This is a genomic window from Methylobacterium nigriterrae, from assembly GCF_037106235.1.
Classification (GTDB): domain Bacteria; phylum Pseudomonadota; class Alphaproteobacteria; order Rhizobiales; family Beijerinckiaceae; genus Methylobacterium; species Methylobacterium nigriterrae.
In genome coordinates this window covers 1-251 of record NZ_JBAWTG010001071.1, presented here as the reverse complement: position 1 = coordinate 251, position 251 = coordinate 1, and the positions used below count along the sequence as shown (strand labels likewise).

Below are 251 nucleotides of genomic sequence, written 5' to 3'. Positions count from 1 at the left end.
CAAAATGCGTGCGAAATTCATCAATCCTCTCCTCCACTTGGCATGAATCTTCCGTCCCCGACCCAGAGTAGGCAGATGCACGGAGATGCGTCAATTGCGCGCGGGGCGGAATTGGCCGCGAGGGAGGATCGATCTGTTCGGTTGGCTTCGCGCTCAGGCGGCGTGGAAGTCGAGGGCTACGCCGTTGACGCAATAGCGAAGGCCGGTCGGCGGCGGGCCATCCTCGAAGATGTGGCCCAGATGGCTTCCGC

1 protein-coding gene is annotated in these 251 nt (G+C 61.8%); it reads right to left on the bottom strand.

The annotated features are described in order from the left end of the window. Nucleotides 1-153: 153 nt before the first annotated feature. A partial coding sequence (locus tag WDW90_RS40280) for a peptide-methionine (R)-S-oxide reductase (protein ID WP_336493132.1) occupies nucleotides 154-251 on the bottom strand: 98 nt, incomplete at its 5' end.